The 24,295-nt window shown below is 60.0% G+C and carries 19 protein-coding genes and 1 pseudogene; 4 read left to right on the top strand and 16 right to left on the bottom strand.

Features of this window, described 5'->3' with window-relative positions; genetic code table 11:
• The first annotated feature begins 804 nt into the window (after positions 1–804).
• Together NKJ28_RS26380 and NKJ28_RS26375 are read left to right on the top strand one after the other, a co-directional pair.
• Positions 805–1,077: a hypothetical protein gene (locus NKJ28_RS26380; protein ID WP_023803258.1), complete on the top strand. Its 273-nt coding sequence runs from the start codon at positions 805–807 to the stop codon at positions 1,075–1,077.
• A 123-nt stretch (positions 1,078–1,200) separates the two neighbouring features.
• Positions 1,201–1,899 carry a thermonuclease family protein gene (locus NKJ28_RS26375; protein WP_352637546.1) on the top strand — a complete coding sequence of 233 codons (699 nt, stop codon included), beginning with the start codon at positions 1,201–1,203 and terminating at the stop codon, positions 1,897–1,899.
• Positions 1,900–2,741: 842 nt separating this feature from the next.
• On the opposite strand, the pseudogene NKJ28_RS26370 reads toward NKJ28_RS26375, so the two are convergent.
• A pseudogene (locus NKJ28_RS26370) lies at positions 2,742–3,899 on the bottom strand (IS110 family RNA-guided transposase).
• A gap of 208 nt (positions 3,900–4,107) precedes the next feature.
• Positions 4,108–5,463 (bottom strand): hypothetical protein, encoded by a 1,356-nt coding sequence (locus tag NKJ28_RS26365; protein WP_352637545.1) that lies wholly within the window; start codon positions 5,461–5,463, stop codon positions 4,108–4,110.
• Positions 5,464–5,690: 227 nt separating this feature from the next.
• Between NKJ28_RS26365 and NKJ28_RS26360 the strand changes: the two genes are divergently transcribed.
• Complete coding sequence (locus tag NKJ28_RS26360) at positions 5,691–6,446, top strand: hypothetical protein (RefSeq protein WP_352637544.1); 756 nt, start codon at positions 5,691–5,693, stop codon at positions 6,444–6,446.
• A 1,539-nt stretch (positions 6,447–7,985) separates the two neighbouring features.
• Here NKJ28_RS26360 and NKJ28_RS26355 read toward each other — a convergent pair.
• The 14 genes from NKJ28_RS26355 to NKJ28_RS26285 form a co-directional block, all read right to left on the bottom strand.
• Positions 7,986–10,490: a hypothetical protein gene (locus tag NKJ28_RS26355; RefSeq protein ID WP_352518140.1), complete on the bottom strand. Its 2,505-nt coding sequence runs from the start codon at positions 10,488–10,490 to the stop codon at positions 7,986–7,988.
• Between the two features lie 386 nt (positions 10,491–10,876).
• Complete coding sequence (locus tag NKJ28_RS26350) at positions 10,877–11,149, bottom strand: DUF2274 domain-containing protein (RefSeq protein ID WP_023718715.1); 273 nt, start codon at positions 11,147–11,149, stop codon at positions 10,877–10,879.
• Between the two features lie 11 nt (positions 11,150–11,160).
• Entirely contained in the window at positions 11,161–12,378 is a 1,218-nt protein-coding gene (locus NKJ28_RS26345; protein WP_352637542.1) for a TraB/TrbI/VirB10 family type IV secretion system protein, read from the bottom strand.
• Positions 12,379–12,388: 10 nt separating this feature from the next.
• Positions 12,389–13,417: a P-type conjugative transfer protein TrbG gene (trbG, locus tag NKJ28_RS26340; RefSeq protein WP_352637541.1), complete on the bottom strand. Its 1,029-nt coding sequence runs from the start codon at positions 13,415–13,417 to the stop codon at positions 12,389–12,391.
• Positions 13,407–14,138 carry a conjugal transfer protein TrbF gene (trbF, locus tag NKJ28_RS26335; RefSeq protein WP_352637540.1) on the bottom strand — a complete coding sequence of 244 codons (732 nt, stop codon included), beginning with the start codon at positions 14,136–14,138 and terminating at the stop codon, positions 13,407–13,409. Before trbF ends, trbG begins: the two co-directional genes overlap by 11 nt.
• Entirely contained in the window at positions 14,139–15,461 is a 1,323-nt protein-coding gene (trbL, locus tag NKJ28_RS26330) for a P-type conjugative transfer protein TrbL (protein ID WP_352637539.1), read from the bottom strand.
• Positions 15,462–15,497: 36 nt separating this feature from the next.
• Positions 15,498–16,223: a P-type conjugative transfer protein TrbJ gene (gene trbJ / locus NKJ28_RS26325; RefSeq protein WP_352637538.1), complete on the bottom strand. Its 726-nt coding sequence runs from the start codon at positions 16,221–16,223 to the stop codon at positions 15,498–15,500.
• The gene (gene trbE, locus NKJ28_RS26320; protein WP_352637537.1) at positions 16,220–18,670 is read right to left on the bottom strand and encodes a conjugal transfer protein TrbE; all 2,451 of its coding nucleotides are present in this window, start codon (positions 18,668–18,670) and stop codon (positions 16,220–16,222) included. Before trbE ends, trbJ begins: the two co-directional genes overlap by 4 nt.
• Complete coding sequence (locus tag NKJ28_RS26315) at positions 18,664–18,936, bottom strand: VirB3 family type IV secretion system protein (protein WP_352571685.1); 273 nt, start codon at positions 18,934–18,936, stop codon at positions 18,664–18,666. The genes trbE and NKJ28_RS26315 overlap by 7 nt, the downstream gene beginning before the upstream one ends.
• A complete protein-coding gene (locus NKJ28_RS26310) occupies positions 18,936–19,244 on the bottom strand; it encodes a TrbC/VirB2 family type IV secretion system protein (protein ID WP_352547795.1) in 309 nt (102 codons plus the stop codon). Before NKJ28_RS26310 ends, NKJ28_RS26315 begins: the two co-directional genes overlap by 1 nt.
• Before the next feature lie 11 nt (positions 19,245–19,255).
• Positions 19,256–20,224: a P-type conjugative transfer ATPase TrbB gene (trbB, locus tag NKJ28_RS26305; protein WP_352637535.1), complete on the bottom strand. Its 969-nt coding sequence runs from the start codon at positions 20,222–20,224 to the stop codon at positions 19,256–19,258.
• Positions 20,221–20,634: a CopG family transcriptional regulator gene (locus tag NKJ28_RS26300; RefSeq protein ID WP_352541492.1), complete on the bottom strand. Its 414-nt coding sequence runs from the start codon at positions 20,632–20,634 to the stop codon at positions 20,221–20,223. Before NKJ28_RS26300 ends, trbB begins: the two co-directional genes overlap by 4 nt.
• 120 nt (positions 20,635–20,754) lie before the next feature.
• Positions 20,755–22,782, bottom strand: coding sequence for a conjugal transfer protein TraG (locus NKJ28_RS26295; protein WP_352637534.1), 2,028 nt, complete (start codon positions 22,780–22,782; stop codon positions 20,755–20,757).
• A gap of 973 nt (positions 22,783–23,755) precedes the next feature.
• Positions 23,756–23,989, bottom strand: coding sequence for a hypothetical protein (locus NKJ28_RS26285; protein ID WP_352637533.1), 234 nt, complete (start codon positions 23,987–23,989; stop codon positions 23,756–23,758).
• Between the two features lie 68 nt (positions 23,990–24,057).
• Between NKJ28_RS26285 and NKJ28_RS26280 the strand changes: the two genes are divergently transcribed.
• On the top strand, positions 24,058–24,295 hold a 238-nt coding region (locus NKJ28_RS26280; RefSeq protein WP_352637532.1), incomplete at its 3' end, for a hypothetical protein.

Genomic DNA, 24,295 nt, shown 5'->3' with positions numbered 1-24,295 from the left:
CACCTCCATGGCGGAACATTATCTCCAATATCTCAGCGATTACCGGATAGCTATCTGCCTTCACCTACCTCGGCCTAGTGCAGAATCTTGGCCGAACGAACTCGGCGCTCTTGCTGCACACCAATGGTCCGTCCCGCGCGAAGTGCGATCATACCGCCGCAGCTTACCTTCAAATCCGGCACTGGCGAGGATCTAGATCCAAGCCGACGGCGCCGGGGATCAAAGAAAAGCCCGCCGACCGAAACCAGCCGCGGGCTTGACTGGGATGGCCCGCGCGGACGGTCAAGGCTGCGCCGGCCGACCATGGCGCAGGGACCACCTTAGTCAACGGCACGGCCCGATGACGGCGTGCCGATGTACCACAACATGCGGCGAGATAGAGCCTTCCGGCCTCGCGGAAAAAAGCCCGCTGGTTTTGAGCCAGCGGGCAAGTTCTGGAGTGGCTGAGATCAACCCAGCATCAGTCAACGACCGGCGGAAGGGTTGGTTGCAGTGGATGCAAGCTAGCCGCATCATGCTGTGAATCGTAGCAAAGTGAAAAACAAACTCTGGACTTCTAGGTCGGACTCGCCCCAATATTTGTTTGGGGGAATTCACATGAAAATTGGAGCACTCATCGCAAGTGCAGCCCTGTGCGTCAGCGGCTGCTCTACGAGCACTGTCGTGTCGGACAGCGATCTCACGGCAATGAATACCGTTGCGCTATGTCACGTTCTCGCCAGCAGCACGGACGAACAGTATCGTAGTCGGGTAGCGTCCCTTCTAGTGCGCAGGCGCGCAACAGCAGAGAAGTGCACCAGGCTTGTGCAAACCGACAATGCTGTCGCGACGGGCATAGCGGTCGCGGCTGTCGGCGGCGCAGCTGTGGGTGTCGCTGCCAACAACGGCTATGGAGGCGGAACATATTACCGGCCACCGCCACCACAAACCTATGGCGTCGCGTGGGACCAATTCTATGGCCAGAACTACAGCGTTATCTGGCGCTGCCGCGACCGGTCCACCGGGCGGTTCGTTGACGATTACTATTGCGCCGGCCTGCCCATGGTCGACAGCGCATGGCCGGGCTGGTCGGCGTAGCGGATGAGCAGGCCATACCGCAAATATCGATCCAATCGGTGGCAGAGACCCACCGGTGCCAAGCTGTGGCGGCGCCAACTTGCGAGCGTGCCGGCAATGCTCGGTCTTACCGCAGCGGCGGCAGTGGCCGCCTTCCTGGCGCCGTCGAGCGCGCAACGTAGCAACGATGCATCAAAGGCCAGCCCACGAAGGGTGGCGCCCGCTTCGCTTACCGGTGTCGCTTCCGTCATTGACGGCGATACGATCGAAATCCACGGCCAGCGCGTCCGCTTCAACGGCATCGACGCGCCAGAGAGCCGGCAGCTGTGCCGCGATGCGAATGGCGCCGAGTATCCTTGCGGCCGGCGATCGGCCGAAGCGCTGGACACTTTCCTAGCCGCGTCGAGGCCGCTCGAATGCACATTCGTGACGTGGGACCGCTACCACCGCTTTGTCGGCCATTGTCGGCGCGCCGACGGCGCGGGCGTGGCCGCCTGGATGGTCGAGCACGGCCAGGCGCTGGATTGGCCTCACTACAGCCAGGGCGCTTATGCGGGGCAGCAGGCGCAAGCCCAAGCCTCAAAGATCGGCCTGTGGGCCGGGACGTTTCAGGCACCCTGGGAATGGCGCGCTGCGCACGCCGACGGCGCGGCACCGTCGAGTCGCCCGCTGGGCATCATCAGCCGTAAACTGCTCGCGCAGAGCGGCTATTCTTGCGAGCCGCGGAGAACGTGCAAGCAGATCGGTTCCTGCGACGAAGCCAACTGGTACCTGCAAAACTGCTCTTGGGGCGGAAAACTCGATCGCGACAAGGATGGGATCCCATGCGAAACACTCTGCTAGCTGAAATGCGAGCTACGGCCTGTTGGGCTTTCCGCTTACACCGATCCAACGAAGACCATCCATGGGCGGCGCGGTCTGCTAGCCCCATTTTTGACGAGGTATTCTATATCTGAAGGGCAGAAAAAGTTTGTTGCGGCAATAGAGAGAAGACGCCTTAACTAAGAGTTCAAAATCGTTAACATAGTTACTTTTCAGTGTATGCTGATAGGCGATCAAGGCGTGATGTTGTCCTGTCGGGGGTTCGAGTAAAATGCAGACTGTGATGAGTCAAAAGCTGGCAAGCTATGGCAGTGGACCTACCGTGGTGCCTGGGCCCTAGTGATTGCGGTCGCAGCGATTGGTCTTACGACAGGTGTAGCATTAGGCGTACAAGCGTTTTCTGCAAGCGAGTCTGTCACTGCAATGGATTTGACGCTCGCCAGTGCACCCTTTCTCATGATGGCAATCGCGGAGCTCACCAAGAAAAATCCCCATAGCAATCGCCTGTGGTCCGCGGGTTCCTTCCTCGGGGGCTTTCGTACGCCTGCCGGCGCCCGAAACTCTTATATGGGATGGTCAACTACAAACGGCGTCACGTCGACATTGTCATGTACCTCCGCGGCAATCCGTAGATCCATTCGATGGGTCCGTTTGCGTGACGCGGTTCGCGAACGAACCCAGTCCACCTTATATTCGGTCAGGGCGCATGCACCTGTTCCATGATCCCGCTTGCGGCGGATTCGGACCCAAGAGACGAAACCATTCTTCAACGGCGGCTGTTTGAGGCCATGAGTTTCGTCGGTTCGTCTACCGAGGATCTGCCAGGCCTGATCGGCCTGGAGATTGTTAGAATCGATTGGCGTCTACGCTGATGGTTTCGTCAGGAGAGCTCCTTCTATAACGACTCCGGCGTTCACGTATTTCCATAGCGCAACAAGCAGTTTCCGAGCGAGGGCGATGATCGCCGTCTTCTTGTACCGGCCACCATTCTGGGATGACTCGCGCCCTGAACCACTGGCTGAGTGCGGAATTGGGTTGATGGCGCACCCAGAGCCACGCAACCTGGACAAGCGTCGACCGGAGCCTAGGATTGCCGGACTTCGAGACTCCCTGCTCGCAATTAATCTGCCCACTTTGCCAGGGCGTTGGCACCAAACCAGCGTAGGCGGCAACCTGTCGTCGATTGTCAAACTTGCGCGACAATCCCTCAGACCACAGGACGGCCGCGAACTCCGGACCTATTCCCTTGAGGCTGAGCAGCAGGGCCGGTGTTGGCTCATCTGCCGCGACGAGCAAGGCGTCGCGTGCCTCTTCAACATCCTTGATCTGCTGGATCAGCAACTCGATGCGATCAAGCTCGCGGCTGATCTGCGCCATGAGCGCTGGCGGCAGTGGACGCCCATCTCCGGTAATGAGCGCGTCGAGGCATCTGCCTCGATCGCCTTTCAACGGTTCGTATCCGGACACACCTTGGCTGAACAAAAGGCCCTTTATCCTGTTGACGTGCCTGATCCGCTCGTTCGTCAGCGCCTTCCGCTCCCGCACCAACCGGCGACGGTCTTCCTCCTCCGGCGTTGGCACTCGCAACATCGCGCAAACCCGAGGCTCGCCGCGGTTGTAGGCCAACAACGCTCGAACCAGTGCTTCCCCATCAATCCTGTCGGTCTTGGCCCGCCGGCGGCGACGCGATGTGGCAATGGATGCCGGGTCCACGACATAACTTTCGATGCCTTCGCGTTCGAGGACCCGATGTATCGAGAATCCATCCAGACCAGCTTCCTGGATTGATATGACCCGGAAACGCTGCCCTGTCCGCGCTTCCGCCTTTCGTTGCAGCTCTGCGAAGTGATCGAGCAAACCCGGAATGTCGCCCCCCGGCACGAGGTGTCTCGACATTCTCTCGCCCCACCTGGCGAAAGCGAAGTCACGAGCCATTTTGAACGAGACAGCTCTAACGAGACAAATATTGCGGCAAGATCGACGCGGATCGCGGCCGGGGCTTTGGTGGTGTTGGCTTGCATGCTGACCTCCAGGTGATGTTTGGCGACTTCACTCTCGCAGAGCGCTGGTCGCCTTCCATCCCCATAGGATCTTCACGCCAGGTGACGGTCTGCTTTCGGGTAGCATATGCAAAGAGCAGTCGTTCCGTTATTCCGTGAACGATTTTGGGATTTGGTACAAGTTCGCCCGTCCATGAGATTTTCCAGCTTAGGATCAGCTTTGCTAAGTCTATCCCTTGGCTGTTAACGGACGAGCAACTGGATCATCACTGAAATGAAGGATGATGTGATCGTCCTCCTCATCCAGATTCCGTGGAGCCATCTCCGCGCCTGAGATCGTCAGGCCCTTGTTGAGCCAACTAGCAAGAAAATTCTTTTCACCGTTTCTTTCACCGAGGAAGTATCGAAATTGTGCCTCGGTGATGCGTCCCGCCATAAGATCCAAGAACATCCGTGCAGGAATTCTCACGCTTTCCTGTCGCCCACTATTTGGATTCCTATCTCGAAGTTTGCTCTCCATACTCATTCCCAGATACCATCCCCTTGCCTTCGGCGAAAAACAGCCCTGACGGAATAACGACCTAACCTGATATCCAGCGAAGCGTGGAAGTGCCAAGGCTTCAAGGATTTTCGAGAGCGCCACACACGCATCTTCCCCCACGTCAGTATAGAAGCCCCGAGCCACCCATTTTCGTTCGCTACTCCCCATTCGCAGTTCTTTTCGCGGACTCAATGCCACGACGCCGTCGATCTTCCGGTTATGTAATTGGACAAAGCGGTGAATAATCTGCCGCGCGGAAAAATTTCGTCCCCCTGGGTCATTTTCCCCGATCTTACCCATGCGGTTCAAAAGGGTCGACCCAACATCGGCGACGACGATGATGCGGACTGTTCCTGTTGTCGCCGCGCGAAGCTGATCCGCCTTTCGACGAAGAAGCGCGAAAAGCGGATTCTCCTCAAGCGAATAGGCCTGCGGCGGCAAGGATGTCCAGATGTTATGGTATCGGATCTGGCGATACGTCTTCCACTCCACTTCTACCAAAAGTCCCAGCTCACTTAGAGTGATTTTCTCTGACTTAAATCGATCTTCACGTACCCATTCCCTTAACCTCTTCCCCAGCTCTTCACTCAACTGAAAATCAAAAGGTGCCAAGACTTGTCGAAAGCTTCGTCCCTCGACGCGCTTTGTGGTTTCGCCGAAACGAAAATAGAGGTGGTGGCCCACTCCCTTGGACAGCCGATTGCAGAAGTCGATAATGGAAAGAGCAACACGGTCCATCGCCTCTTCTGGCGAAATTGAGTTATCCGTGGCCGCCGCGATCTCAACAGCAACTTGCGTGCCCAACACGACGGTCTCGGAGACGGCATCCGGCCGCCGGGTGTCACCCCACCACTCCGGCTCGACGACGATGTCGCCGGTGTTCGCAATCGCCCACAATATCGCCAATTCCATTTCGCCTGGCAGTGCCTGATCGACTTTCTTCGATTCGAGTCTCTGAACGAGATCGCAGAATTTCTCTTGATCGAGATAAGCCGAAAGGTCATCAAGCATCTGCTGGAGTCGACGCCGGGAGAATACGGGCATCAACAGAATCTTTGAGATGATGTCGGGTCGGCGCAGAACTTGTCGGAGTCCGTCACGAGCAGTTTGTAGAAGTCTTCGGAATTCTCGATTGCAAACGTGATTGCCTCCATCGGGTGAGGGGAGATGTCGTTTCAATGAAGCTAACAGAATTCGACCTGGAGCAACGCCGGAGTCGCCGGATTCCCTCCCCGGGCAGGTGCATCTACTGCGGGGTCGTAGGAGCGCCGTTGACGGACGAGCACGTGATACCCTTCGCATTGGGCGCCAACAGCCTCGTCCTCAAGAAGTCTTGTTGCTCCGATTGCCAAAAGATCATCCAGAAATACGAGCAAGAGGTGCTTAAGAAGCAACTCGGGGTGTTCAGGGCGCAGGTGGATGCCCCAACCAGGAACAGAAAGGATCGACCTTCCGACGTCCCAATGCATTTTGTCGAGGTCGACGAACAGGGTCAACCTATACGGAATATCGGCAAGCGCAGAGTCGTCTTGGCAGAGGCGCCCTTGATGATCAGCCTCTGGTCGTCGCCTCTCCCCAAGCTGCTCAACCCTAGCTGCGCCGGGTCGGCGCCAATTGGCCAACCTTGGAACTACGTCGATCGGCAGGCTATGGCGAGCATAGTCAAGCAGGTTGCGGAAGAGACTGGAGCCAAGCACGTGGCAGTGAAGGTCGGTGAAGTCAATCGTCGGCACTACCTGCGGTCGCTGGCGAAAACGGCACACGCCTATGCCGCCGCCGAAATGGGCATGGATGCTTTCGACCCGCTGCTTGTAGGCCTCATCCTCAGCAGACGCGATGACGTCGAGACCTTCGTAGGTGATCTCCCGCATGAAAGCCCGTTTGAAGCCGATGACTCCCATACGCTCCAAATAGCCATTGGCGAGCCCCTCGATGGACCAGGGGCAGGCTATCTCGTCGCCCGAATCGTCCTATATCCAACGCTCGGAAGCCCAGCGCACGTAGTGATCTTGGGGCGACCGCGGTAGAGACTGATACCTTGCGGCCATTTGCGCGCCGCGACTACCCGCTCTATCAGGACACTGCAGCGACCCCAGCGGACCAGTAGCTTTCAGGTCTGGGCGACGCCCATCGCTATGGCCGAGATGGGCGCGCTCCTGCCCGGCAGCAATGTGGCCGATACCGGACTGTGCGGTTTCGGTCCGGACTCGCGCCAAGCTCCCATTCCGCATCCGACCCATAGCGGAAATCCGCGCTAGGAACTCGGATCGCTGAAGCCTCGGTCAGACGCGCGCTTTAACGGCGAGTCGCGCAGCGGCTCGGTCCATGCAAACGCGTGTTTAAGGGGTCGAAACGGCAGCAGCGGTGTTAGCAATGGTGTGTGGAAATACACTGCCGCGGTGGTCCGGTGAGTGCCGCCACGCCGGCGCCCGTACCGCTCGCGCGAGATCGGACCAACCACCCGGCAATAAACCTGGAGGGCGACCAGCTCGGCGAGCTTGGCCGCGACGTCTGCCCTCGGCTCCTCTGCAGTGCTCAGGCCGCTTCGCGAGCCGAGCAGGAGGCTGACTTCGCGGAGAGCTTCATACGTCGTGTCATGCACAATGGGAACGAGCAGGTCTCGCGCTAGGAGTGCCGAAAGCTCTTTGTCGGCGATGAACGCGGCGCAGCAGCGCAGGGGTCACAAGCACGATCCCCGCGCGACTTCGCCAGTCCCTTGTCGATTTCGCGGAGCAACGGCGTACCAAGGCCACGTCCTTCTCGCTGAACCAGACCGAGACACCGCGCGACTCGAGCAGATCGTGCAGCTGCTTGGCAGCCCCGCTCCGGGCGTCCCATGCGTGGCAGAGAAAGACGTCCCGACGGTCCGGCAGGGACGCTCGATCTCGACGCTGCTGCGGACCGGCGCGAGTGCCCGCACCTGTGCGTCCGTGTACACCACGGACGATCCTGCTCGCGACCAGCGAGGCCTGCTGCTGCCGGACCTGCCGACGCTGCTGCGGCCGCCCCCGCCGCTCCCCGACGGGGAGTAGTAGAACTGGGACGAGTACGACCCGTAGCCGCCGTTGCGGCCATAGCCATAGCCGGCACCGCATGTAGGGCAGGCCGCCGCGCCGCTCGTTGTGCGATGGCCATGTACTGGTGCTGTGCATCTTGCCATGTGGCGGACGATACTAGGTATCACTGCCGCTCTCAATCGCTTCGGAGAGCGGCTTGGGGCCGTGACGTGACGGTCCGGACTACGAAAACTTTGCGGTAAGCCGCTCTTCGGCCCAATCTCTGCTATTCTTCCCGATTGCCCAATCGTTCCGATGGCCTTCTCGATCGAAGCCACGCACACTGGTCTATGGGTGCTTGGGTTTCCTCATCAATCAAACCCATGAGGACGCATAGGCCCCAATCGTGTCCGTCAGTTCTATTCAAATTGTGGGCGGCGATCGTCCGAATTGAGAGTTCATTCCAACGTTCTGGAAACAGCGAAACAGCCCGAATTATTGCAGCATCTCGGATTTGAAACGCTGTTCGATGTCGACGATTTGTGAGTCCGCAAGCAGCGCCGAGTCTGACTATCGACCTGCCCGGGGGCGCCTTCCGCGGATATCGGACTGCCGCTTTGCGCTGGCAAGCACGCGCGTCTTGGCGGCTTGGAATGTCTGGTGGGACTTGTGCGCAAACATTTCGGTTTCAGGCATACCCAACGAATAAAGCGATCGCTCGCGATCTTCTTCCGATCTGAGGTAGGTGATGTATTCGCCGACGCGGTGCAATCGAACCTTTACTCGCTCCAACCGGTCTCCCTTGATGAACAGGCCGTACTCGCGCCGCGCGGCTTCAGCCAGGTAGTTGTTCACGGTCTCATTAAAGACGGCGCTGTCCGTACAAATCAAGTCAAGATACGTGAAATCATAGGCGAGCTCTTCATACATGTAGAGCCCGTAGTTCGTGATCTTGATCGAGTCCACTTCATCTGAATAGGCGTCCACCCTGTTGTTGGATTCCACGAAACCATGCTTGAGGAGTATATCGGCATTTTTCACGAAATCGTCCAACATGTTGAATGTCTCGGCGAAGTACGATTTCAATTCCGAAACTGACATATAGGCTGGCGCAGAGCCGTCTATGTTCTTTGACAGTTTGCGGAGAATTCGCAGTCCGGTGAAGTGTGAGCCGTGACGAGCGTACCGGATTTGATAGATGTTCGGAATATCGCTCAACCCCTCGTCGTAGAAGTAGCGGGTGGGTATCATCACCGGCTTTATGACCTGGTGGATTAAGAAATTCCAGGTGCCGGCTGCGAGCATTTCTTCCACATTTGTGTAGCCGGACAGCAGGAAGCTGCGGAACAGGTCAAGCGACAGACGGATATCGCCATGCGCACAAGCGGTGAGAAAGCTGTTCAGCGGCGAGGCCGTACCCATGAACTCTCGACAGAGAATGTTGAGGTACTTGCAGCAGTCGTCGACCGTCGCTTTATCAGCGCCGTGGATGAAGTCACTTCGCCGCGCCTCGTTCTCCAGAAGGCCCACCGTGTAGGCGAGGCGCTTCTTGAAGACCTCTGCGGGCTTGGGTGAGCTGATATGGAAGCCGGCGTTTTGAAACGCGTCCAAAACACCGTGAATCTTTGAGTTATAAAACCTCTCTTCTCGCATCGAAATCAGCGTGACGCAGCCAAGCTCGTCCGCAATCTGCTGCGCCGAAGCGAAGCAAAAATCCTGCGTCGGGCCTGCGTACTGGTCAGTGTTGTCGACAACGACAATTATGCCTTTGGCCCGATCTTTCCAATAGTCCACCAACTGACGCGCGCAGTATGTTTTGTCCAACTTCCATTCGCTGATTAAATTGTTTAGTCGCAGATTATATGCTTCGGACGCCTTCGGCAGGCCAGAAAGCTCCTGTTTCGAAGCAGTCTGGAAACGATCGGAAAACAGCTTCGCGATGAGCGTCGAACGATCCGATTCCAGGATGCGGTCAACGTCGAGACTTCGAACAAGAATATCCCAGATGGCGACCCGTATACCCTCAATGTCTTCTGGTATTTTCAGGAGATCCACAATCGCGACCACCGAGTGGTCCTTTAGCCACCGCGGCGGATTGTGGTGCAACAGACGTTTGATAAAGGTGGACTTGCCCGACCCCTTCCCGCCGAAGAGAACCAGCACCTCGCCTTTGCGGCCCTTCTTGATGTTCTTGGTCAGCCTGCCCCCAAGTTGTCCGCCTTTGCCGGTCTCATCGAGTTGCTGAACGCCATACGACTGGAAGTAGGGAGAGAGAGAGTCGTGGATAAGCGTGCGCATACCGTCGTAGGACGCCTGCGAATCCCTCTGAGAAACGTAGCACCGCTCCATGAATTCGGTGTCGTCATCCCCAATAATGCCGAAGTAGTGATTGATTATAGGGCGGAGGGTAGAGGCGAGCCGATTGGCGGTGATTGTGTGAGAATAGGCCGGAATGTCGTCTTTAGGAAAATAGAGCTGCCGGTCTTTGGGAGGAGCGCTTGTTAATAGGGAAACAAGCGAAGAGTTCTCCGTTATCGCCTTGAATGAGAGCGCGTTCACCGCGCGCGTGTATTCCTTCGCGAAAAACGTGAGGTCTCTCACCACAAAGGCAGAGAGTGTTTCCCAGCGCTTTGCCTTCTCGAAGGTCTTGAAGAGCACCCACTGAATGCCGTTCGTGATACAGGCATATTCGCAGCCCGTATCAAAGCAGTACCTGCGAACCTGCCCCATCGCGTCATTGATGTTTGGATCGGAAAGCAGCTTTTGGATAGATATGTAGCTCGATACCTCGCCAGCAGTGGCCGCATCCGGAAGCTCGAAAAACACACCATCCTTCTTTGCCTCGATGAAGATCAGATCGTCGCCATTGGCCTTTTTGAGGATGTAGTCCGCGAACCCGGGCCGAATGTACTCCTCTGTCGCCACGCGGTTCTTCGGCCAAGCTAGGAATTCATGCAGGACGGTATCAATCACCTTGTGGCGCGTATCTGCCTCATTGTGATCTCGCGTGGCCGACCACTGTATCAGATCGGTAATACTGGTCATTTTGTCAGGCGATGCGGCAGGCTGGTTCATTCTTGTTTCTGAATCCCACTCTTCGCTATTGCGAAAACTCTCGCCTGACGGCGCAAGTGAGCGCCATTCAACATTTCCAGCTTGTGACCATATCTAGGATCCCTTCTCAAGCAAGTGGTGCCAGTGATTCGACCACCCCTATCGAAATCCCGCAGAAAGAGTCGGGAATGAACCCAGACGCCCTGTCGTGCGCGTCAGCAGTGAATGTCTGCTTTCAATTCTTCTAGCGCAAACGCCAATGACCGATTTGGGCGCAGAGCCGGCATTGGTTCGGGGCAGATCAGCTCGTCTATCGTGCCCTGTGTTTCGGCTTGCCGTCGGCAGGTTGCTTCAATGCATTTGCCCGCCTAGAAAGGTGCCCCCTCGGACTCACTGGTCGCTGTCACTTATTCGGACCCTGAAATTGGCTGCCGCCGCGATTTCTCTGACTTGTCGACGACAGGGAGCCCTTCCTTTCTGGCCTTGGCAAACGCTCGATCGCTCTCCAGGAACTCCGCCAGCATGAACGGGATCAGTTCCGCTACCGATTCGGACTCGCCATAGGTCTGACGATAAAGCGCCGCATAGTCCTTCAGTGCTTGGTTCAGGTCTGCACTTACGCTTATGGTGATCTTCGAAGGTGTCCGATCCGGAAGTTTGCCGAGTTTCAGATTGGTCATGATGACTCCAGTCAATTCGGGTACGGCCGCAGCACAAGATCCTTGTGCACGATGACGCGCAGTGGCCAACCGGGCCGGACAGTGATGGTGGGTTGGATATTGAGGTTCTTCTCGGTGATGCGCTGGCCAGCTTGACTGACGTTCTGCTGAGCGGATTCGCGGATTGCTTTGACCAGGTCGCTTTCGTCTTCTCCGAGGCTCAGCTCGGTGCCGACCCCTAGCAACGTGGCCAGCGCAACGCCTTTGATCAGCTGCCAGGTGTGAAAATCCACCTTGTCCTCAAGCCCGGCATAGCCGGCGGTGTCCGTCGCCGGCAGGTTGTCGATTTCGATCGAAGAGCCGTCGGGCAGCAGTATCCGTTGCCAGACCAGCAGCGCGCGCCTTTGTCCAAAGGCAACAACGCTGTCATAGGTGCCAATCAGGCGAGAGCCTTGCGGAATGAGCAAGGTGCTGCCGGTGACTGTGTCGTGCACATTCTCGGTGACCTGTGCGACGACGAGGCCGGGCAAGTCGGAATTGATGCCAGAGATAAGGCTCGCTGCGATGACGCTGCCGGCCATCAGCTGATACGGCGAAGCCGGCGTCTGCAGTGCATGCAGATTGTAGATTCCACTTGTGTTCCGCTGGCTGACAAAATCGAGCTTGCGCTGTTGATTGTTTTGGTCGCCCTCGGCCGGTGCAACGGAAGCTGAATCGCGTGCGGCATCGGATTGAGGAGCCGTTCCATCAAAGGGTGGACGCCCGCCCTGCCCGTTGCCGGCGGCATCCGCTTGCCGGGGTCGATTTTCGATCCGGAAGAAGACTTGCGATTCGCGCGCTTCGATCGCCTGCTGTGCAAGGCGCTGCTCCTCCGCCGAAACCTCCTGGCCCGGCGCGATGCCCAGCTGGCGTTGGTGCTCAAGGATGGGGCGGCCGAGGTCGCCGGGCAGCGGTGGTCCAAGCACTGGAGGCTTGGGCTTGATCCCGGAATAGTCCTTAGGCAGCCTTTCAATTGCCTCCGCGGTTGGCTTCCGCTCAGTGTTGTAAAGCTCTTCAGCCTGCTCTTTGATGCGCAGCGCCGGTCCCTGCAACGCCATCATGGTGACGCCTAGAACGGTGCCGGAACCAACAGCTGCAATGGCGACAATAATGCCGCGCTTGAAGCGCACAGCGCGGCGAGGCGAGGCCCGCAGCTGCAGCTGTTCAGGATCGAGTTTCGGTGGAGCATCGGAGCGGGAAGTATCCGTCATGGGCCGTCCCTCACCTGCTGGAACGCGAAAAGAGCAATATCCGCCGCGGCGCTTGCCTGCCGTCGGTCCTCGTGATGCGCACCACCTGCTGCTGCTTGGCGCCGAGGCGCAGTTCGGCTGCGGCGAAGAGGCGATCGACGATGTAATAGTTGCCCCGTATGCGGTAGTTGACGAGCTGGTTGTCCCCGTCAGCACCGACGATGAAGAGCGGCGGAGCCTCGCCCTGATCGATGCGGCGCGGAAACTCGATATAGACCTTGCTGCCATCATCGAAGGCGCGCGTCGGCCTCCAGGGCGGCATGTCGCCCGTAATCGAATAGCGGAAGCGAATATTTTCGAGAGCCACATTCGACGCCACTGGCATAGCAGCCTCGGCCTGCGCATTGCGCCGGCGTAGCGCGATGATCTGGTCCTCGCTGTAGGTCCAGGAGATCGCCGCCATGGCGGTCTTATCCGTGCTTTGAAGCTGCAGGTGATAGCTTCGCCGGTCCGTGGTGATCACCAGATTCGTGGCAAGTCCTGGTGCGAAGGGCTTCACCAGCACATGGGTGCGCTGGTCATCGCCGGAGCCACTGACGGTGTCGCCAATTACCCAGCGCACTGTATCGCCGGCCGACACGGATTGGAGTTTCTCCCCTGATTGCAGAGCGATATCGCTGACGCGCTCCGGTGCGGCATAGAGCTGGTAGAGCGCGCCTTCGGCAAAGGGGTAAACCTGCACCGCATTCACATAGCCATATTTGGTGGGTTGCTGCGTCGCCGCCTTGTTGGCATCGGCGACACGTTCTTCAGGCGAGCGCTTGTCTTCAGCAACCCTGCCCGGCTCGGGCTGCAACTGGCCGGGCAGCGGCAGCGGTTTCGGCACTTCCACGACCTTGACGGGCTTCTCCGGCGCCTTCTCGATTGCCGCCGGTTGGAACTTGGCAGCATCATAGGAAATCTGAGCTGGCGGCACCGGCTTCGAGGCACAGGCGGAAATGACCGCAGCCGACGCAGACAGGATTAGCGCAGTGCGGAGCGACGAGAGTTTATTTATCATTCGCAGGCTCCTTTGGGGGAACGGAAGTTTGCGCGGCACTGTCGAGCTCGCGCGACCAGTCGATGGCGTTGATGAAGAGGCCGAGCGGGTTTTTGCGCAGCTGATCGGTATTGTTCGGCGGCCGGATCACAATGGTGAGGATCCCGGTCCAACGCGTTGTGCTGGCGAGGCTGCTGCGCTCAAAGACCTGCTCGGTCCATTTGACTTGATAGGAGCTGTCGGATGCTCGAACCACGCTCGTCACCTGCACCGAGACGCTGCGCGTGCCGATCTTGCCGAACGGGTCGTTGGCCTTAGCGTACTCGTTGAGAAAGAGGGCTCCACGGTCGGTGGCAAAGTCGTAGGCCGAGAGCCAATTCTGCCGCACCAGCACCGCATCGGTGGAAACAGAGCGGACATTCTGGATGAAGCGGCCGAGATGCCAGGCGATCTGGGCATCGGTGGGCTCGTAGTCCCGGATTGCTGGAGCGACGGCGCGCGCCTCGCCGAAACGATCAACCTCGACGACATAGGGCACGACGCGGCCCTGCATCGACTGCCACAAGAGTCCACCAGAGAGCCCGGTGGCCAGAGCGAGGCAGCCAAAGGCCATCAGGCGCCAGTTCCTTGCCTGCACGCGCGCAGTGCCGATGCGCTCGTCCCAAAGTTGGGCGGCCTTCTGGTATGGTGTGACGGGGTGGGGCGTCTTCCCGTAACGCTGAACAGGTCGCTTGAAGAGCATCTAGTCTTCCTTATCGTTGAGAGAGGGGTTGGCGCCGCTTCCACCCCGATCGCCATCGCGGACGGCCTGCGTGGCGGCGTGGCGATGGGCGCGCGCGGTCTGTTCGGAACGCAAGCGCCTCGCCCACGCCGGCGCGGCATTGGCACCTGACGCGGCAGGGTTTCCGGTCATTGATGCGGTCGGCGTGCCGCCCGTCGCGGTCCAGGCGGCATCGCGGCCGGCATCGGCGCTGCGCCGGAATGGTTCTGTTGCAGATCGCATTCCCCGAATCGCGGCGCCGCCAGCTGCGCCGGCAACGCCCTGCAGTCCAGCAGCTACGCCGGAGAGGCCGGACTCGGGCGATGTTGCACGCCTCATCTGCCAAGCTGTGGAAGCAGCCGATCCCATGGCCGTGCCGGCTCGAACGGCGGCGAGACCGCCGCCGGTTGCCATGCGCGCGCCGGCAAGCGCCGCACCTCCGGCAACGAGCGTTGATCCGGCGGCCGCGGCGGTGGTTCCGAGTGCGGCTCCCGCGCCAAGCTGCGGCGCGCCGGAAACAAGACCCGAGGCAATTCCCGGTCCGAAAATGCCGAGCCCAAGCAGCGCCAACGCGCCCAGTACCTGTGACATGGCCGCGGCCAAGTCCGGCTCCTTGCCTTGCAGGGCGGAAGCGAACTCGCCGAAGAGCGTGGAGCCGATGCCGACGATGACGGCAAGCACCATCACCTTAATGCCCGACGAGATCACATTGCCGAGCACGCGCTCGGCCAGAAACGCCGAGCGGTTCCAGAGCGCGAAGGGCACCAGAACAAAGCCGGCCAATGTGGTGAGTTTGAACTCCAGGATGGTGATGAAAAGCTGGATGGAAAGGATGAAGAAGGCGATGAGGACCAGGAACCAGGCGAGAAGCAGCACGAAGATGGTCAGCGCGTTGCCAAAAATCTCGGGGAAGCCGACTAGCTGGCTCGCTTGATTGAGCAGCGGCCAGGCGCCCTCGAAGCCGGCCGCGGCAATGCGGCCTGGCCGCAGGAGACTGTCGGCGGACAAATTGCCGGACGAAGCGTTGATGCCGAGCCCGGCAAAGGAGCGGTAGATAATGTCGGCAAGGCTTCTGAAATTGTTCAGGATGAACGCGAAGGCGCCGACATAGAGCACCTTTCGGACGAGCCGGCCAAGAACGTTGGGTTCGCCGCCGAACGCCCAGACCAGGCCCGCCAGCGTGATGTCAATGCCGATCAGGATGGTAGTGAGAAAGGCGACGTCGCCCGAAAGCAGACCGAACCCGCTGTCGATATAGCGGATGAAGGTCTGCATAAAGCGATCGATGACGCCGAGGTCATTCATGTCGCCGTCTTCCTCGTTGTCTTGAAGAACTGCTGATCAGTTGCCGGGATAGGCCGTACCGGTGCCCAGGAAACGCTTCGTCGTCTCGCGGGCGGCTTCCTCAGACTGCGCCTTGCGGGCAGCATCTTCGGCTTCAGCCCGGAACTGGGTCGCGAGCAGCGTCTGGATCTGCATCTGCTGCTTGGTCGAAAGCGCGATCAGCTGATTGGTGGCCTGGCTTGCCTCAAGGGCACCTGCCGCGCCCTGACTGCGGTTGACGAGATCGGTAAGCAGGTCGCCGTCGGCCCGCACGTTCTCCACGATCTGCGACTGCGCGCTCATGGTTTGGCGGAACGCCTGCATGGCGTTTTGCCAGCGCTCGCGCGCGGCGCTCGCCACATCGTTGACCTCGATTGTGGCGTCGTAGCTTTCCGGATATTGCACACGCCACTGGTTCTGAAGCTTGTCGAGATCGAAGCTCAGGCCGCTGGCCTGGGTCATCAGGCCGTCGATCCGTTGGAGCGAACCTGTGAGCTGGCCCACGGAAGAAAAATCCAGGCGCTGAAGGTTGCGCGCCATCTTCTGCAGCATGGTCGCCTGGTTCTGAAGCGACTGGATCTGGTTGTTTATCTGCTCCAGGGAACGTGCCGCTGTCAGCACGTTCTGCGCATAATTCGACGGATCGAACACGATTAGGGCGTGGGCCGGCTGGACGTAGTCGGCCATCGGTTTTGCGATTAGGGAAACGGTGATCAGGCTGGTGAGAAGGCGGCGCCGCATCATGACGATTGCTCCTTGTCTGGTTGAGGGAATTGCTGGAGAAGCTCGGCAGCCCAATCGAGGCCGCGCGCACTCAGGAACCGGGAGGCAAAGCTGTCCTGCCCGTGCTCTGACAGGACGCTGTCGATCAAAGCTTGCGTGGCCGGATCAGAGGCGCCGCAGAGCGCAAGAGCGATCGGGCCGAGCCCGAGCTCGAAGAGGCGGTTGCCGCGGCGCGACTGCAGATAATACTGGCGCTTCGGTGTGGCACGGGCGACCAATTCGATTTGCCGCTCGTTCAGGCCGAAGCACTCATAGGCTGCCCGCACCTGCGGTTCCACGGCACGGTCATTGGGAAGAAAAATGCGCTGTGGGCAGCTCTCGATGATTGCCGGCGCGATCGACGAGGCAGCGATGTCTGCAAGTGACTGCGTGGCGAAAATGACGGAGACGTTCTTCTTTCGCAGCACCTTCAGCCATTCGCGGATGCGGGCGGCAAAGAGCGGGTTGTCGAGATAGACCCAGGCCTCGTCGAGCATGAGCAGTGTTGGCCGGCCGTCGAACCGCTCCTCGAGGCGATGGAAGAGATAGGTGAGCACCGGCAGCACGGCGCCTTCCTGGTGCATCAGCTCTTCGGTCTCGAAACACTGCACATCCGACAAAGCCAGCCGATCTTCATCGGCATCGAGCAGACGCCCGAACGGGCCATCGAGCGTGTACGGCATCAACGCGGATTTCAGCGCATTGGACTGAAGCAGGACCGACAATCCAGTGAGCGTGCGTTCCTGCGCCGGCGCGGTGGCAAGGCTGGTCAGGGCCGACCAGATCGCCTCCTTCACCTCCGGCGTTACGGTGACATTCTCATGGGCAACGAGGCCGGCGATCCATTCCGCCGCCCAGCTGCGAGTAGCCTGGTCGCCGATATTGCTCAGTGGCTGGAAGGCAAGCGCACCATCCGCGCCCAGCGCGTGGTGTTCTCCGCCCATGGCCAGTGTTGCCGCACGAGCCGAATTGCCCTTGTCGAAGACATAGACCTGCGCCCCGGCATAGCGTCGAAACTGCAGAGCGACTAGCGCGAGCAGAACCGACTTGCCGGCACCGGTCGGCCCAACGACCAGCATGTGGCCGACATCGCCGACGTGGGTGGAAAGCCGAAACGGTGTCGACCCGTTGGTCTCTGCGAAGAGAAGCGGCGGGGATTCGGTCCCAGTCACGTTGGCGAGATGCTCGTTATCCACCGGACCGGCCCACGCCGACGACAGCGGCATGACATGGGCAAGATTCAGCGTGTGAACGAGCGGCTGGCGAACGTTAGCGTAGACATGACCGGGCAATGAGCCGAGCCACGCCTCGACCGCATTGATGCTTTCACGGATTGTGGTGAAGCCGAGCCCATTGACTATGCGCTCAACCGCTCGGAGCTTTTCCGCGGCGGCCTGCCGGTCCTGGTCCCATACCGTCACCGTTGTGGTGAGATAGCCGAAGCCGACATGATCGCCGCCCAACACCTGAAGTGCTTCGTCGGCATCGAGGGCCTTGTTGTCGGCGTCACTATCGACGAGAGGGACGGGTTCGTTGGTCACGACCTCGCGCAGGATGGCGGCGACCGATTTGCGCTTGGCAAACCACTGACGGCGCAACCGTGACATCGTCTTGGTGGCTTCCGTCTTGTCGAGCGGGATGAAGCGCGTCATCCAGCGATAGGCGAAATCCTGATGGTTGAGCGCGTCGAGGATCCCTGGCCGGGTGACGTTCGGGAAACCAAGGATGGTGAGGGTGCACAGATGCTGCTCACCCAGCATCGGCTCCAGGCCGCCGGTAAGCGGCGCGTCAACCAGAACACCGTCGAGATACATTGGCGTTTCCGGCATGGCGACCGGATGGCGGTAGGTCGAGATTGTGCCGTGCAGATAGGTTAGCGTCTCGGCATCATCGAGGGCGCGCACTTCCGGCATGAAGCCGGACAGCAAATCCAGGACGCGGTCGGTCTCGCCGCGAAACCACGCCAGCTCCTGGCGCCAGTCTCTAGCCCCTCCCGAGTGATGCGAGTCGACCAGTGCGCTTTCCGCCCGCGCCTGGCCATCTGGCGCCGGCATGAAGACCAAGGTCAGATGATAGCGACTCTCGAAGTGCGCGACCTTGCCCTCGAAGGCCGCGCGCCGTTCCTCATCGACCAGCCATGAGGCAGCATCGGGAAAAGCCGAGCTCGGATAGCCCAGCGCTTCCACGCGCTCGGCCTCGAAAAACAACCCCCATCCGGAGCCCAACCTTCGTAGCGCATTGTTGGCTCGTGCGCAGATGCCAACCAACTCGGCTTCGGTCGCGCTTTCGAGGTCGGGGCCACGGAACCGGAAGGTTCGCTGGAAGCTACTGTCTTTATTGAGCACGATGCCGGGCGCGACCAAAGCGGCCCAGGGCAGATGGTCGGCAAGCCGATCGGCTTTGCCGCGATACTCCGAAAGGTTCAGCATGCAAGCCACCCCTTCAGGCGAAGATGACGGACAAGCACGCTGGCGAAGTCCGGATCGCGGCGAGCGGCAAAGACCGCGAGGGTGTGGCCGGCGATCCAGAGCGCCAGTCCGGCGATCCACTGCTGCAGGCCAAGGCCTATTGCCGCGGCCACCGTGCCGTTGAGGATCGCCACCGCTCGCGGCGCGCCGCCCAGCAGGATCGGCTCAGTCAATGCCCTGTGAACGGGGACTTCGAAACCCTCGACATGCTGCTCTCCGGTGGCCATCAGACGAGTGCCCCGCCGCCGAAGGAGAAGAAGGAGAGAAAGAAGCTCGATGCCGCGAAGGCGATCGACAGGCCGAAGACAATCTGGATCAGCCGGCGAAAACCGCCTGCCGTGTCACCGAAAGCAAGGGTCAGGCCGGTGGTGATGATGATGATCACCGCGACGATCTTGGCGACCGGTCCCTGCACCGACTCAAGGATCTGCTGCAGCGGCTGTTCCCAAGGCATGCCGGAGCCCGCTGCGTGGGCCGGGAGGGTGAGAAGAAACGCGAGCGCGGTGGACGAAAGGAAGCGAAGCTTCTTGAGCATGAGGTGACCTTTCAAAACTGCTGGAGTTGCGGAAGCGTGAGCGGGGTGACGGCGTAATCACCGCTGCTGTCGAGACCGGTGACCTCAGCGATCGCGTCAATGCGGCGCGAGGATCCGCGCCCAGCGATGAAGACGATCAGATCTACCGCATCAGCGATGAGGCGGCGGGGAACGGTGACGACGGCTTCCTGGGCGAGCTGCTCGATACGGTAGAGAGCGGAGCGCGCCGAATTGGCGTGAACCGTCGCGATGCCGCCGGGATGCCCGGTGTTCCATGCTTTCAGCATGTCCAGGGCTTCCGCGCCCCTGACTTCGCCCACGATGATGCGGTCGGGTCTGAGCCGCAGGGTCGAGCGCACGAGATCGGCGAGCGTGACCGACCCCCGCCTCGTCCTCAAGGCAACGCAATCCTTCGCCGCGCATTGCAGTTCGCGCGTGTCCTCGATCAGGATCACCCGCTCGTCGCAATTGGCGGCTTGTGCCAGCAGCGCATTGGCAAGTGTTGTCTTGCCCGACGACGTGCCGCCGGCGACCAGGATGTTGCGCCGCTCGCGGACCGCCTTCTTCAGCGCATCGGCCTGCAGCGGCAGCATGACCCGGTCGGCGACATAGTCGGCCAACGTGTAGAGTTTCGCCGCAGGCTTTCGGATGGCGAAGCATGGCCCCAGCACGACAGGCGGCAGCAGACCCTCGAAGCGCTCGCCCGATGGCAATTCGGCGCTGACAATCGGATTGTCAGCATGCGCCTCGGCGCGCACGTGGGAGGCGACCAGGCGGATGATGCGTTCGGCCTCAGAAGGATGCATGTGCACGCCGGTGTCGACCCGGCCTTCACCCAACCGGTCGAGCCGCAGCGCACCGTCGGGATTGACCATCACCTCAATGACGGTCGGATCGGCAAGGGCTTCGGTGATCGCCGGACCCATGGCGGTGCGCAGCATGACGCGACGGCGATGGTCGGCTTCCGGATGAGAACTCATCCTTCCCCTCCCCTGCGATCGTCGGTGCCAAGTGACCGTTTCCCGGAAGCGATTTGGCGGCCGACCTGTTCGACGAATTTGTCGAAGCGCTCCTGGGCAATCGCTTGCGTGGCCCTGTCCGGCACCGGCGTGTGAGCATGAAGCGTGATCGAAAAGCGGATGAAGAGCGCCAGGCTCTCCAGGATCATCTCGACATCGCGCCTGACATGTCCGAGGTCGCGGGAAAGACGGTCGAGCCTCTTGCCGTAGCGCTGGTCGAGTTCATTCTCCCCACGCCGCTCGATAAAGGTCTCGACCGCGTGCGCCACAATGGCCGATTTGGTGGTCGATGGATTGCGGCTGAGGTTCTCCAGCTTCTCGCTCAACTCGGGTTCAAGCAAAAACTGGTGACGAATGCGGTGGGGCTTCATGCTGCTCGTTCCCTCTGACCGGCGCTGATGCACCGGCGACGGGAACGAGCATCGTCGAGATCCTCGAAATCGCTTACGGCCGTTATCTACGCTGAGATGCGCCCGCGTATGGCGCGCCGTTCAGAAGCCGGGCACGATGTCCTTGTCGTCGCCCATTCCCTCGTTGAGGCCGTACGCACGTGCGGCGGTGGAAATCCGATCCATGACGCGCTTGTCGGCGAGCGTCTCGCAGTCATCGTCTGCGGGCGTGAACAGATCGCCCTGATCAGGCTCCTGGACGACGAGGGTCCGTTCTTCGCGCAGGCCCGGATGGCGCTGCTGCTGGACACCTCCGTCTTCGATTGCCGCGCTGGCACTGTCGCCGTCGCCAGCAAGACGCCGATCCACGCCGCGCACCTGTCCGCTCCAATCGTCCGGGCGCGACGTGGGCCGATCCGCGTAGGCACCGTCGCGCAGCACCGGCGAAGGCAGCACTCGCTCCGTGAAATTCGGATCCTGGTAATAACGCAACTTCTTGGCGCGAATCGGCGGCAATCCCGAAACCAGGATTAGTTCGTCAGCCTGCGGCAACTGCATCACCTCACCCGGCGTCAGCAGGGGGCGAGCAGTCTCTTGGCGGCTTACCATGACGTGGGACAACCAGGGCGCCAACCGATGGCCGGCATAGTTGCGCATCGATCTGAGTTCCGTCGCGGTACCGAGCGCGTCCGAAATGCGTTTGGCCGTGCGCTCGTCATTTGAGGAAAAGGCAATCCGCACATGGCAATTGTCGAGAATGGCGTTGTTCTCGCCATAGGCCTTGGAGATTTGGTTCAACGATTGCGCTATCAGATAAGCGCGGATGCCGTAGCCTGCCATGAAGGCGAGCGCAGTCTCGAAGAAGTCGAGCCGACCGAGCGCCGGAAATTCATCCAGCATCATCAGGAGCTGATGCTTGCGGCTCTTCTTTGGATCGCCCTCCAGGCGCTCGGTCAGCCGCCGGCCGATTTGATTGAGCACCAATCGCACCAGGGGCTTAGTGCGCGAGATATCCGACGGCGGCACGACCAGATACAGCGACATCGGTCGCTCGGCATCCACAAGGTCGGCAATGCGCCAGTCGCAGGCCGATGTTGCCGCAGCCACCGCTGGATCACGATAGAGCCCGAGAAACGACATGGCGGTCGAGAGAACGCCTGAGCGCTCGTTCTCTGACTTGTTCAGCACCTCACGAGCCGCCGAGGCCACGACCGGATGGACCTGGGGCTTGTCCACCGTGCCGAGGTGGTTTGTGGTCATCATCCGCTGCAGTGTCGCAGCGAATGAGCGTTGCGGGTCCGACAGGAAGGTGGCGACACGGGCGAGTGTCTTTTCCTCTTCGGCGTAGAGCACGTGCAAGATGGCGCCAACTAGGAGTGAATGACTGGTCTTCTCCCAATGGTTCCGCCGCTCCAGCGCGCCTTCCGGATCAACGAGAATGTCGGCGATGTTCTGAACGTCGCGGACCTCATCTGGACCTTTGCGCACTTCCAGCAGCGGGTTGTACCGCGCCGATCTCGGATCGGTCGGATTGAACAAGAGACAGTGCGAGAACTTCGACCTCCAGCCAGAGGTCAGCTGCCAGTTCTCGCCTTTGATGTCGTGAATGACGGCCGAGCCGGTCCAGGAAAGAAGGGTTGGAACAACGAGTCCGACGCCCTTGCCCGAACGTGTCGGCGCAAAGGCCATGACGTGTTCTGGTCCGTCATGGCGCAGATAGCGATAATTCAGTCCGCCAAGGAAAACGCCGGCCGGCTGAAACAGCCCCGCCTTCTCGATTTCCAGCTTCATGGCCCATCGTGAGGACCCATAGGTGGTGACCAACCCCCGCTGCCGTGCGCGCCAGAGGGACCCAGCTATCGCGGCGGCACAGCCCAGGAACCCGCTGGCTCCGGCAAGTATGCCAGCCTTGTCGAAGACTTCAGGCGCATAGGCGTCAAATTGGAACCACCATTCGAACAGTTTCCACGGCTGGTAGATCGGCCAGCCGACTGTCACAAACCATGGCGCGCCGAGTGGCGGCTGATAGGAGAGCATGTGGGCGCACCATTGGGTTGCAGTCCACACGCCAAGAATGACAATTGCGAATACGACAGCGATCTGCCCAATCAGCAACTTCGTGGGTGTCAATGGCTTGCTCCGCTCTTCTGGCCAGACGGACCAAACATCGCGCCGAGCGATGAGAATTCGAACGGCCGCTACGTGCGACTAGGTGCGATGACAAGGTTGATAGGCATTGTTCAGCTGCGAACAGCGAAAATCCGCCGCAGCAACCGATCGGCGGTGCCAGGTACGCGGTTTGGTCGCAGAAGATGTTGGGGCTTCAGGCGCGGGCACATTGAAGATGTGCTGACAGACAAACCTTTGGAGCCGACGCGTTTGTACGAGTAGCGAGCTGAAAGGCTCGGCGAGAAGTCGTCGTTCTCAATCGGGCGACGGGGGATACATCGGCGAAGACGGCATAAGGCAGGATGGGCCAGACCGAGCCGACGGCAAGGTCGTAGCCAAGGCCTTGGAGCGCATAGCGCCTGGCCGGGAGGCCGCCGCCAGTCAGGCTTACGCGGCGCGTCGTTGAGCGAGGTGGAGACCCGAACGGGCTCGACGAGGGTCCACGGCGGTCACAATGTTGTGGTGGTGATCGCAGTAGACGCGATCCGGCGAAGTTGGCCCAGCACAAAAACGATAACCGCCAGGTACAGAAGCGTCTTCGCTCACCGGGAAGCGGCACTGATAGAGGCCTAGCTGAATGAGGGGGACGTCTCTCGAAGTTGGTCTGATATTTTCAGGCATGATGGTTTCCTAGTTCGTAGCAATTACCAGCTGACGGCCGCAGTGCGACCCGTCGGGACGAGCTTCTCTCGTTTTGGAGGGCTATGGGTCACCATATGGTGTTGGTAGCACCATCAATGAAGCCCTACGCCCTGCTTCTGAAGCCAATAGTTTGCGACTTAAGGCCACACGCGCGAACGCATTAGCAATCTACCATCGTGTCCCCGAGGCACTCGCCCGCCGCGGTTTGCCGGCGGCGGGGTCGCACTGGCTTGTGGGGCCCTAGGCCCACTCGCGGCGCTCGCACTCGATTTCGGTGCGGGTTTCCCGTGTCTCATCGCCCTGTCAGCGCGTTGCAAATGAGCGAAACCAAGCTGTCGCGCGCTCGCTCGTGGAGTGCGCCTTTCGGCCGCCATGCAAGGAAATCATCAACGCTCATCCAATCAGCCGGGTTTGTGTCGGCGTCTGGCTGGCTGAATTCCACATACAAATGCAGTTCGTCCGGCACGAAGACGACCCTCCATAATCCTTTGATGTCATTGGCAAGGTTGTAGGCGAGGACGGTCATGGCGGGGCACTCCTTTCGCCGTGGAGCGTGCCTATCTCACGGGAAAATTCCATCACCAGAAGTTAGTATTGACGCTCGCGCTTTCTCAGAAATCCAACGTCCACGTGATGCCGGAAGGTGCAGCTACCTTTTTGTGCATCTCGATGGAACACGGGATCGCCGCGAAAGTTCGGTGCACGCAGCGAATCCTCCCCCTCCAGGTATTGCTGCAGATCGGTATTCCGATCGGCCCGCGCTCCCCGCAAGGGCGCGGGCCTCGGCCTGTGGTGCTCATGCCATCTACTTCGATCCGCAAGATGGAATATG

It is taken from the genome of Mesorhizobium sp. M0145 (assembly GCF_040322355.1).
Lineage (GTDB): Bacteria > Pseudomonadota > Alphaproteobacteria > Rhizobiales > Rhizobiaceae > Mesorhizobium.
Note: the sequence above shows the minus strand (reverse complement) of the source record. Positions and strands in the feature narration are given on the sequence as shown.

Bases quoted from the DNA above. Each gene is read 5' to 3' on its own strand.
- trbB (WP_352637535.1), bottom strand. From the start codon at position 20,224: ATGAGTTCTCATCCGGAAGCCGACCATCGCCGTCGCGTCATGCTGCGC.
- NKJ28_RS26315 (WP_352571685.1), bottom strand. From the start codon at position 18,936: ATGGCCACCGGAGAGCAGCATGTCGAGGGTTTCGAAGTCCCCGTTCAC.
- NKJ28_RS26365 (WP_352637545.1), bottom strand. From the start codon at position 5,463: ATGCCCGTATTCTCCCGGCGTCGACTCCAGCAGATGCTTGATGACCTT.
- NKJ28_RS26350 (WP_023718715.1), bottom strand. From the start codon at position 11,149: ATGACCAATCTGAAACTCGGCAAACTTCCGGATCGGACACCTTCGAAG.
- trbE (WP_352637537.1), bottom strand. From the start codon at position 18,670: ATGCTGAACCTTTCGGAGTATCGCGGCAAAGCCGATCGGCTTGCCGAC.
- trbG (WP_352637541.1), bottom strand. From the start codon at position 13,417: ATGATAAATAAACTCTCGTCGCTCCGCACTGCGCTAATCCTGTCTGCG.
- NKJ28_RS26300 (WP_352541492.1), bottom strand. From the start codon at position 20,634: ATGAAGCCCCACCGCATTCGTCACCAGTTTTTGCTTGAACCCGAGTTG.
- NKJ28_RS26310 (WP_352547795.1), bottom strand. From the start codon at position 19,244: ATGCTCAAGAAGCTTCGCTTCCTTTCGTCCACCGCGCTCGCGTTTCTT.
- trbJ (WP_352637538.1), bottom strand. From the start codon at position 16,223: ATGATGCGGCGCCGCCTTCTCACCAGCCTGATCACCGTTTCCCTAATC.
- NKJ28_RS26345 (WP_352637542.1), bottom strand. From the start codon at position 12,378: ATGACGGATACTTCCCGCTCCGATGCTCCACCGAAACTCGATCCTGAA.
- trbF (WP_352637540.1), bottom strand. From the start codon at position 14,138: ATGCTCTTCAAGCGACCTGTTCAGCGTTACGGGAAGACGCCCCACCCC.
- trbL (WP_352637539.1), bottom strand. From the start codon at position 15,461: ATGAATGACCTCGGCGTCATCGATCGCTTTATGCAGACCTTCATCCGC.
- NKJ28_RS26355 (WP_352518140.1), bottom strand. From the start codon at position 10,490: ATGAACCAGCCTGCCGCATCGCCTGACAAAATGACCAGTATTACCGAT.
- NKJ28_RS26285 (WP_352637533.1), bottom strand. From the start codon at position 23,989: ATGACCGTCCTCGCCTACAACCTTGCCAATGACATCAAAGGATTATGG.